The sequence below is a fragment of the Pseudoalteromonas sp. XI10 genome (assembly GCF_001469895.1).
Classification (GTDB): Bacteria; Pseudomonadota; Gammaproteobacteria; order Enterobacterales; family Alteromonadaceae; genus Pseudoalteromonas.
The window spans coordinates 428,645-438,573 of record NZ_LOPY01000019.1 but is presented as its reverse complement, the minus strand read 5'-3'; the positions used below and the strand labels follow the sequence as shown (position 1 = coordinate 438,573).

The following is a 9,929-nucleotide window of genomic DNA, read 5'->3' as shown; positions in this document are numbered from 1 at the left end:
TGCGAGGTGCGAGGTGCGAGGTGCGAGGTGCGAGGTGCGAGATGCGAGGTGCGAGGTGCGAGATGCGAGGTGCGAGGTGCGAGGTGCGAGATGCGAGGTGCGAGATGCGAGGTGCGAGATGCGAGGGGCGAGATACGAGACGCGAGGTGAGAGATGCGAGTCTGATGGCTGACGGCTAAAATGTGAAAAAGGGCCCGAAGGCCCCTAACAACATTATTGAATAGCTATAAAGGTATTACATCATTACTTGGTTAGAACTGGTTCATGGTATTTGCTTCACCACCGGCTTTAAGCGCATTTTCACCAGAGAAGTACTCTTTATGAGTATCACCAATGTTAGAACCTGCTAAGTCTTGGTGTTTCACTGATGCTTGCTCACGGCGGATTTCTTGACGTTGTACGTCGCGAACATACGCTAGCATGCCTAGGTCGCCGAAATAGCCTTCTGATAGAATATCAGTGCTTAGCGCCGCTGTATGGTAAGTTGGTAGCGTGATTAGGTGATGGAAGATACCCGCTTCACGTGCACCATCTTTTTGGAAGTTTTGTACAAGTACGTCTGCTGCCGCTGCAAGCTCTGTGTCATCCATTTCTGGCGCCATTAATGCTTTATTGTCATCGATGCTTGGGTAAGCAGATAGGTCTTTACCTTGTTCTTGCCACTCAGCATATACTTGCTCACGGAATTTAAGTGTCCAGTTGAACGACGGTGAGTTATTGTATACCAGCTTAGCATTAGGTACTTGCTCTTTAACGCGGTTTACAAGCTCAGCGATTTGTTTAACGTTTGGCTTTTCTGTTTCAATCCACAGTAAGTCTGCGCCTGATTGTAAGCTAGTTACACAATCAAGAACTACGCGGTCTTTCTCTGTGCCTTCACGGAACTGGTATAAACCATTATCTAAACGTGTTGGTTTGCAAAGCTGACCATTCAGCTTCATTGCTGTATCGCCTTCATTTAAGTCATCTACACTGTTTACTGGTGTTGTTTCAAGGAACGACGTGTATTGGCTAGCAAGGTCGCCAGGTGTTTTAGATACAGGCACTTTTTGAGTAAGGCTTGCACCTAATGAGTCAGTACGTGCAACGATAATACCGTTATCAATACCAAGTTCTAAGAATGCGTAACGAACAGCGTTAATTTTTGCTAGGAAATCTTCATGCGGTACAGTTACTTTACCAGCTTGGTGACCACATTGTTTTGCGTCAGATACTTGGTTCTCGATTTGGATAGCACATGCACCCGCTTCAATCATCTTTTTAGCAAGTAGGTAAGTTGCTTCTTCGTTACCAAAACCCGCATCGATGTCAGCAATAATTGGCACAACATGGCTTTCAAAGTTGTCGATTTTATCTAATGCAGCTTGAACGTCACCACCGTTTGCTTTCGCTTCGTCTAGGTCTTTGTAAAGGTGGTCAAGTTCACGTGCATCAGCTTGCTTTAAGAAAGTGTAGATTTCTTCGATTAGCGCTGGAACAGATGTTTTTTCATGCATACTTTGGTCAGGTAATGGACCAAACTCTGAGCGAAGTGCCGCAACCATCCAGCCACTTAGGTATACATAGCTGCGTTTAGTTGTTTTGTTATGACGTTTAATTGCCATCATCATTTGCTGTGCAGTGAAACCATGCCAACAACCTAAAGATTGTGTGTATTGGCTGTGGTCAGCATCATAAGCTGCCATGTCTGCACGCATAATGTCTGCAGTGTATTGAGCAATGTCTAGACCCGTACGAAAACGGTTTTGTAAGCGCATACGGCTTGCGTATTCTGGGTTGATTGACTGCCACGTTTTGCCTTGTGTTTGACATAAAGTAGCTAGGTTATCGGTTTCGCGTTGATATGTTGTCATAATAAAAATCCTTCGAACGGGTTATCTATTTTTTGTTAGTGAGAGTGGCTACTTGGCGTTTGCTTCGTAGCGCTTAATTCAACATTAGGCGGATTTTTTGGATTTAGTAAATTTATAGTTGTTATTGCCACTATATTTTTAGTGAATGGCAAATAGCCTGCTTATTAGCCTTTTTTACGATATGGTTGAACCATGAATGATCAAATTAAGCTCGTTTAAAGGACATTATTATGACCACTCTCTCACTTAACGGTTTAAGCGTTGATCAACAACTTGCACAGTTTGTTGAACAGCAACTTTTACCTGGAACAGGCATTAGCACAGACACCTTTTGGCAAGGTTTTGCTGATATCGTCAATGAATTAACGCCAATCAATCGTGCACTTTTAGAAAAACGCGAACAACTACAAGCTAAGATTGATGACTACCACAAGCAGCAGCCGGTATGGGATGCAACTAACTATCAAGCATTCCTTGAAGACATTGGCTACCTCGTTCCTGAGCCAGCTAGCTTCAGCATAGAAACAGAGCAAGTAGAGCCTGAAATCGCAAGCACTGCAGGGCCGCAGCTTGTTGTGCCAGTAAGCAATGCACGCTTTGCCTTAAATGCAGCAAATGCACGCTGGGGCTCTTTGTATGATGCGCTATACGGCACTGATGTGTTAAGTGAAGACGACGGCGCTGAGAAAGGCTCTACATACAACCCTGTACGTGGCTTTAAAGTGATGGCTTATGCCCGCCAGTTCCTCGATAAAGCATTGCCTTTAGCAAATGGCTCACACATCGAAAGCACCAGCTATTCGGTGGTAAATAATGAGCTTTTAATCACATTACGTGACAGTAGTCAGGTTCGTTTAGCAAACCCTGAACAACTTATTGGCTACCAAGGTGAAGCGCAAAACCCAAGCGCTATCTTATTGAAAAATAATGGCTTACATGTAGAACTGCAAATTGACCATCATCACCCAATCGGGCAAGCAGATAAAGCAGGTCTTAAAGATGTACTACTTGAAGCAGCCCTCACAACAATTATGGACTGTGAAGATTCTGTTGCTGCCGTTGATGCCGAAGACAAAGTAAACGTTTATCAAAACTGGCTTGGTTTAATGCAAGGAAACCTTGTAGAAGCATTTAACAAAGGCGGTAAAACTATTGAACGCCGTTTAGCACAAGACCGCCAATACCAAGCTTTAAGTGGTGAAACAATCACGCTAAAAGGCCGTAGCATGATGTTTGTGCGTAATGTTGGCCACTTAATGACTAACCCAGCTATCCAAGATAGTGAAGGAAATGACGTGTTTGAGGGCATTATGGATGCCATTATCACCAGCACTGCAGCACTTCATGACTTAAAAGGTACAAGCAGCCTTAAAAATTCAACAGCTAATAGCATTAATATTGTTAAACCAAAAATGCATGGCCCAGAAGAAGTGGCATTTACAAATACTCTATTTACGCGTGTGGAGCAGCTGCTAGGCTTACCAGCAAACACCATTAAAATGGGTATTATGGATGAAGAACGCCGTACATCAGCTAACTTAAAAGCCTGTATTTTCGAAGCTAAAAAGCGTGTTGTATTCATCAATACCGGCTTCTTAGACCGCACTGGTGACGAAATTCATACTTCAATGCAAGCAGGTGTAGTACTGCCAAAAGGCGCTATTAAACTTGAGCCTTGGATCAGCGCATACGAAGACCGCAACGTAGATATTGGTCTTGCAACTGGCCTTAGTGGTAAAGCACAGATTGGTAAAGGTATGTGGCCAATGCCAGATAAAATGGCGTTAATGATGGAACAAAAAAGTGGTCACCCGAAAAGTGGTGCAAATACCGCGTGGGTGCCCTCTCCTACTGCTGCAACACTGCATGCTATGCATTACCATGATATTGATGTATTTGCCTGTCAAAAAGCGCTTATGGACCGCAAAGAAGCAAGCCTTACCAGCTTACTCACTCCGCCGCTTATGAAAGATGCCAGCAGCTTAAGCAAAGAAGATATTCAAGCCGAACTTGATAACAACGCACAGGGTATTTTAGGTTATGTTGTGCGTTGGATTGACCAAGGTATTGGTTGCTCAAAAGTACCAGACATCAACCATGTCGGTTTAATGGAAGACCGTGCCACACTGCGTATTTCAAGCCAGCACATGGCCAACTGGCTGTATCATGGCGTTTGTTCTGAAGAGCAAATTAGAAAAACCATGGCACGCATGGCGAAAGTTGTTGATGGTCAAAATGAAGGTGATCCGGCCTACAATAATATGGCTGATTCAGCCGAAACTTTAGCGCAAAGCGTTGCTTATCAAGCAGCTTTAGCCCTTGTATTAGAGGGAGTTAAACAACCTAGTGGCTATACTGAACCATTATTGCATGCGTTCCGTATAAAGTATAAGTCGTTAAATTAGCCACTACACAACTCCCCTTCGAGTTTCATGTGTCGTTCATAGCAGCCCAAGGGCTGCTTTTTTTTGACTAATATCAATTGAACTCATAATAACAGTGAATACTCATCATTCACGGCATAATGAAAATCTATTAAAAAAGGGGCATTTGTTACCAAATGCCCCTTTTTACGTACTAAAAAGTACTATTTTTTCAAAAATTAGCTTTTGACAATCGCATTGTGATAAACGTTTTGCACATCATCACAGTCATCAAGCATAGAAATAAACTTTTCAAAGTTTGCGATATCATCTGGATCAGTGATGTCAGTATGAACTTGTGGAACAAACGTGATTTCGTCTACTTCAAAGTTAATACCTTCAAATGCTTCTTCAAGAGCAGTTTTTGCTTTGTAGTACTCAGTATGTGGAGCGAAAACTGACACTTTGCCATCTTCTACTTCTACATCAGTTACGTCTACATCAGCCATCATTAGCGCTTCAAGTACAACTTCGTCGTCATCACCTTCAAAGCCTAAAACAGCTAAGTGATCGAACATATGCGCTACACAACCCGGTGTGCCAATTTTTGAATCTGTTTTTGTAAACGGTAAACGTACATCTTTGATAGTACGGTTAGGGTTATCAGTTAAACAGTCTACAATTACCATACAGTTACCTGGGCCATAGCCTTCGTAACGTGCTGGAGAATAGTCTTCCCCTGCTCCACCGGCTGCTTTTTTGATTGCATTATCGATTACGTGTGCTGGAACTTGGTCTTTTTTTGCACGCTCAATAATACGTTTTAGCGCTTGGTTAACTTCTGGATCTGGTTCGCCATTTTTAGCAACAACGTAGATTTCTTTACCGTACTTAGAATTTACTTTAGTTTTTGCATTGGCTGTTTTAGCCATGGCGTTTTTGCGGACTTCAAATGCTCTGCCCATCTTATGCCTCTATGAATACATTTGATAATTGCCGATATTTTAGCAACTCATGACGGCTTGGGCTAGTACTAGGACATTTTGAAAAATAAAAAACTAACAATTAATCTCAGGAAAAATTAAAAACAAGGCTATTTAACATAACACCTTATTTTCTTGGAATGAGTCAACCAAAGTAGGTAGTTCTGAAAAATGATGCATTACATAATCGGCCTGATTCGCATACTCAGGAATTTCATCTGGCGCGTACAAGCAAGCACGCATATTGGCATTATGTGCAGCCTGAATATCAAATAAGTAATCGCCAACATAAAGTAACTCTGATTGATCAAGTTCCCATAATGTCGCAATCGCATTTAAAGCACTTGGATCAGGCTTAGCTGGCGCATCAGAGCGAGTCAGCACAGTTTCTATTGGTAAGGGGTTATTTTTTAATTTAATAGCAGCTGCACGGTCGTAGTTACGAGTTACAATCGCCATCGGGATGTTATTTTCTTTAAGCCTAGTAATTGCATCAGCAACACCTGGCAATAAATGAGCGTGTTGTGCATCTATGAGTTCATGCTGATGAACTATGTTCATCGCCTCTTCACGCATGTAAGGCGAAGGTAATGATGCAATGTAAGCAAGTAAGTCATTCTCAACAGGACAGCCTACCTGCGCTTTGATAAGCGAAAAATCCAACTCTGATGAAACCAAAGTACCATCTAAGTCAAAGATTACACCACGGATATTGTTGTCATGGATAGTCATATAAATCCCTGTATATGAGAATTGGGAAAATTTTGAAGCCCATTAATAAGATAGTTTACGAAATGGGTTAATTAAAGGATCAAAGGATTAAAAAAGGAACTTTTTTAATCCTTTTGGATTGGAATTACTCTGGATTGACCGACTCAAACCTTGCCTCAAGCCAGGTATCATCTTGGCTAAAGGTCAATGTTTTTACCTTTCCTTTGCCTTCAATGTTTACCATATTCACTTGTGCTGGCCATAGGTCACGAAGTGCTCCGTTGCTCATACGAATGCCATGAATTCCCTCAGGTATCGTGACTTCTTGATAAACCCAAAAGAATTTACCATCAACTTGCGCACCCACATCTTTAAGTTCAAGTGGTTTGCCACCTAAAGTTTGTAGAGCAATATGAGACTCAACATAATCAGCAAAACGCTTTTGATCTTCTTTATTACTTAAGATATCAGCATTGCCGTCAAACAAATGTTCAACGGCGTGTTCTGTATCATGTAAATAAAAACGATGCATCAGCTCTATGTTGTTGGTGCGTTTATTAAATAACACGGTAGTCACAGACGCTTTTAACTGGTGCGCCATGCTTGGCGCACTCAGTAATAAAGCAAAAATAATGGCTGCAAAGCGCATTATTGTTGCTCCTCAGCATCTTTTTCGTCGTCTTTTTTCAGCTCAGTTTTAATATCTTGCATGATATCGCGGCTAACTTTCGCTTTACTCTTCTCACGTTTGTACACTTCAATGCGTGATGGAATAATACGACGCGGGTAATTGTTGTTTTCTACATCAACATCCGCTGTTTCCCAGCGTGGGTCAACTGTTACAGACACTAGGTTTTTACCTTTTTCTGTAACAATTAGCTTTTGTACATGCTTGTGGTTACGACGCCAGATTTCAGCCGGAATGTACTGCTCTTCTTTCGTACCATCTTCATAAGTAAGCTCTAATAAGATAGGCATGACTAAGCCACCTAAGTTTGAAAACTCAAGTACGTAGTAGTTTTTATCTTCTTTGATTGCACGCTCAAACGTTTTACGTTCCCAAGGCTCTAAACCTTTAAGGAATTTGTTATACGCGTTGCGCTCTTTGTTAGTTACTGTGAAGCGGTCGTTTTCGTCGTAGAAGTCAGTTACGTCTGGGTTTTCTTCAACCCAAAGTTTTTTGCCTTCTTCTTTATTACGTTTTACAAATAACGGCATTGGCTTATCAGCTTCAATATCACGTAAACGATTAAAGTCGATATCAGGGTTTTTGGTATCTAAACGAAGCTGGTAAACCTTGTCTAGCGAGATATCAACGTGATCTGTAGTGTAGAACCAACCACGCCAGAACCAATCTAGGTCAACACCTGACGCTTCTTCCATAGTACGGAAGAAATCAGCTGGAGTAGGGCGCTTGTACTTCCAACGCTGTGCATATTCTTTGAATGCAAAGTCGAATAACTCACGACCAAGGATCACTTCACGTAAAATGTTAAGTGCAGCAGCAGGCTTAGTATAAGCATTAGGGCCTAAACGTAATACGCTGTCTGACTGAGTCATAACAGGCACTTGGTTTTCAGACTTCATGTATGCAACGATATCACGAGGTTCAACACCCCAAGGAATTGTGTGGTCCCATTCACGACCAGCAACGCCATCTAAGAAGCTGTTGAGGCCTTCATCCATCCACGTCCATTGACGTTCATCTGAGTTAACCACCATAGGGAAGTAAATATGACCTACTTCGTGGATAACAACGCCGATTAAGAAACGTTTTTCTGCTTGTGAGTAAGTACGTGTACCGTCGTCTTGTAGGTCAGTACGTGGACCATTGAAAGTGATCATTGGATATTCCATACCACCTACAGGGCCATTTACAGACTGAGCCACAGGGTAAGGGTAGTCAAACGAGAAGCGCGAATACACTTCCATTGTATGAACAACAGCTTCAGTAGAGTACTTCTTCCACAGGTCGCCACCTTCTTTCGGGTAGAAAGACATCGCCATCACTAACGGCTGATCTTTACCACCTTGATGATAGCCTTTTGCATCCCACATAAATTTACGTGAAGAAGCCCATGCAAAGTCACGTACATTTTCAGCTTTGAAGTGCCATGTTTTTGTTTTGTCTGTGCCTTCTTTCTCGTTTTCTAACGCTTCTTCTTCAGTCACGATGAAAACAGGGCGCTTAGCATCTTCAGCTTGTTCAAGACGCTTGCGTTGTGTGCTGGTTAAAACACTGCGAGCGTTATCAAGTTGACCCGTTGCCGATACGATGTGGTCAGCAGGCACTGTAATTTCTACATCATAATCACCAAACTCAAGCGTAAACTCACCGCGGCCTAAGAAGGCTTTGTTAGTCCAGGCTTCATAATCAGTGTATGCAGCAAGACGAGGGAACCACTGCGCTAATAAGAAGATGTCGTTACCATCTTCTTCAAAGTGTTCATAGCCTGAACGCGCGCCAACAGCGTCTTCTTCAACAATGTTAAAGGCGAAGTCCATGCTGAACTCAACGTCTTTACCCGGTTTAAGCGGCTCGTTTAAGTCGATACGCATTAAGGTATCTACTACAGTAACTTTAAGCTCTTTTCCGTCTTCGTCTTTAACATTGGCGATTTGATAACCCAGCTCGTTGTCGGCCATGAATTGCTGACGACGTAACTGACCTAAACTCAATTTAGTTGATTTTGGCTGAGGGTCACCTTGCAATGTTTTACCATTGAAAGTTGAAGTCATTTCAGCAATTGAGTCAGATTTAAAGATATTTTGGTCTAGTTGTAACCATAGATATTTTAAAGTGTGCGGCGAGTTATTTTTGTATTCGATAGTTTGGCTTGCTGTTAAGCGGCGTTTCTTTTCATCAAGCTTTACATCGATGTCGTAGTTTACTTGCTGTTGCCAATAATTTTCAGCGGGAGCCCCAGCGGCACTGCGGTAAACATTTGGGGTTGGGAGTGCTTCGTCTAGCTGACGAAATTTGTCAACGAATGAGCCTTTAGTTTGCTCAACAGATGACGCCATGACAGCTGAAGATACTGCTAAAGGCAATACCAAAGCCCCGAAAGTAAGGATTACTTTTTTCATTGTTATTCCTGTGATTTATGCATTTACAAAGGATCGCAAACTGCAAACAAAGATGCAACATTATAACGATAAAGTGCGGTTTTTATCAGTTAATATCCATACTTTAGTAATCACAATATAATTCAGGTTTTAAATACTAAAAAATCAACTTGTAAACCCCCTTTACAAAACACTGGTTAATTTTAGTTCAGCACTAATTCATCCCAAAGTATTACAGTTAAAAAGAAGGTAATCGACTTAAATTCTAGTTAATGATGAAAGGGTGATTAGATGAAGTTTTATATTGTAAAAAAAGACTCTCGTTTAGCAGCCATTCCTGCTCAAGAATCAATTCTAAACGAGTACAAAGAGAGCGGATTTGAATTTGTCGAAGTCATCGCAGCTTGTGATGAGTCAGATGCATTATCTCGCACAAACCCTAGTGTAAATGGGTCTAAAAAATGGCTAATTTACCCGGCTGCACTGGTAATTATATCCTTTATTGCCATTATTTTTGTAATAAATTAAATTTTGCGACATTTGCTATTGAAATTTACTGCCATTTGTATTTAAAATCGCCCACTTTTTTGATTTTGGGGTCTGCGAAGCATGCATTTTAAACCTCAAAATGTTTGGTAATCAGCATAGAATTCGGTGAGCGTATGGATTTCTATATCCTAAAAAAACAACAAGAACTAATTGCAATTCCAGCGGACGAACAAAATTGTAAACAGTACCTAGATTCAGGGTATTTTTATATCGACAAAGTAGCGGCATGTAATGAAACAAATGCCCTTAAGATTTTACAAGCTAAGCAAACTAAAGCGCTTAAAGTACCTATGATAATGGCATTGTTAGCTTTGCCAATGGTGGTTTTTGCTTGGTATAGCTTAAGTTAACAAACCAGGCTGGGCATCTTGGCTCAGCTTAGGTATATTGACGCTCTTAATAAA

The 9,929-nt window shown here is 41.5% G+C and carries 8 protein-coding genes; 3 read left to right on the top strand and 5 right to left on the bottom strand.

Annotated features, from left to right (window positions below; all coding sequences use genetic code 11):
* Positions 1-251: 251 nt before the first annotated feature.
* Positions 252-1,853, bottom strand: a complete 1,602-nt coding sequence (locus AUR67_RS05100; protein ID WP_058584382.1) for an isocitrate lyase — start codon at positions 1,851-1,853, stop codon at positions 252-254.
* A 230-nt stretch (positions 1,854-2,083) separates the two neighbouring features.
* Here AUR67_RS05100 and AUR67_RS05095 point away from each other — a divergent pair, with 230 nt between their 5' ends.
* A complete protein-coding gene (locus AUR67_RS05095) occupies positions 2,084-4,258 on the top strand; it encodes a malate synthase G (protein WP_058584381.1) in 2,175 nt (724 codons plus the stop codon).
* A gap of 197 nt (positions 4,259-4,455) precedes the next feature.
* On the opposite strand, the gene AUR67_RS05090 is transcribed toward AUR67_RS05095, so the two are convergent.
* The 4 genes from AUR67_RS05090 to AUR67_RS05075 all read right to left on the bottom strand — a co-directional run bounded on the left by AUR67_RS05090 (position 4,456) and on the right by AUR67_RS05075 (position 8,997).
* Positions 4,456-5,181, bottom strand: a complete 726-nt coding sequence (locus AUR67_RS05090; protein WP_058584380.1) for a YebC/PmpR family DNA-binding transcriptional regulator — start codon at positions 5,179-5,181, stop codon at positions 4,456-4,458.
* A 132-nt stretch (positions 5,182-5,313) separates the two neighbouring features.
* A complete protein-coding gene (locus AUR67_RS05085) occupies positions 5,314-5,931 on the bottom strand; it encodes an HAD family hydrolase (RefSeq protein WP_054563153.1) in 618 nt (205 codons plus the stop codon).
* 124 nt (positions 5,932-6,055) lie between these two features.
* Positions 6,056-6,559: a DUF6702 family protein gene (locus tag AUR67_RS05080; protein WP_055021252.1), complete on the bottom strand. Its 504-nt coding sequence runs from the start codon at positions 6,557-6,559 to the stop codon at positions 6,056-6,058.
* Positions 6,559-8,997 (bottom strand): M1 family metallopeptidase, encoded by a 2,439-nt coding sequence (locus tag AUR67_RS05075; protein ID WP_058584379.1) that lies wholly within the window; start codon positions 8,995-8,997, stop codon positions 6,559-6,561. Before AUR67_RS05075 ends, AUR67_RS05080 begins: the two co-directional genes overlap by 1 nt.
* A gap of 270 nt (positions 8,998-9,267) precedes the next feature.
* Here AUR67_RS05075 and AUR67_RS05070 point away from each other — a divergent pair, with 270 nt between their 5' ends.
* Positions 9,268-9,504, top strand: coding sequence for a hypothetical protein (locus AUR67_RS05070; protein WP_058584378.1), 237 nt, complete (start codon positions 9,268-9,270; stop codon positions 9,502-9,504).
* 134 nt (positions 9,505-9,638) lie between these two features.
* Positions 9,639-9,875, top strand: coding sequence for a hypothetical protein (locus AUR67_RS05065; protein WP_054553375.1), 237 nt, complete (start codon positions 9,639-9,641; stop codon positions 9,873-9,875).
* Positions 9,876-9,929 lie beyond the last annotated feature (54 nt).

Coding starts and splice junctions, on each gene's coding strand:
- AUR67_RS05080 (WP_055021252.1), bottom strand. CDS start 6,559: ATGCGCTTTGCAGCCATTATTTTTGCTTTATTACTGAGTGCGCCAAGC.
- AUR67_RS05085 (WP_054563153.1), bottom strand. CDS start 5,931: ATGACTATCCATGACAACAATATCCGTGGTGTAATCTTTGACTTAGAT.
- AUR67_RS05070 (WP_058584378.1), top strand. CDS start 9,268: ATGAAGTTTTATATTGTAAAAAAAGACTCTCGTTTAGCAGCCATTCCT.
- AUR67_RS05075 (WP_058584379.1), bottom strand. CDS start 8,997: ATGAAAAAAGTAATCCTTACTTTCGGGGCTTTGGTATTGCCTTTAGCA.
- AUR67_RS05090 (WP_058584380.1), bottom strand. CDS start 5,181: ATGGGCAGAGCATTTGAAGTCCGCAAAAACGCCATGGCTAAAACAGCC.
- AUR67_RS05100 (WP_058584382.1), bottom strand. CDS start 1,853: ATGACAACATATCAACGCGAAACCGATAACCTAGCTACTTTATGTCAA.
- AUR67_RS05065 (WP_054553375.1), top strand. CDS start 9,639: ATGGATTTCTATATCCTAAAAAAACAACAAGAACTAATTGCAATTCCA.
- AUR67_RS05095 (WP_058584381.1), top strand. CDS start 2,084: ATGACCACTCTCTCACTTAACGGTTTAAGCGTTGATCAACAACTTGCA.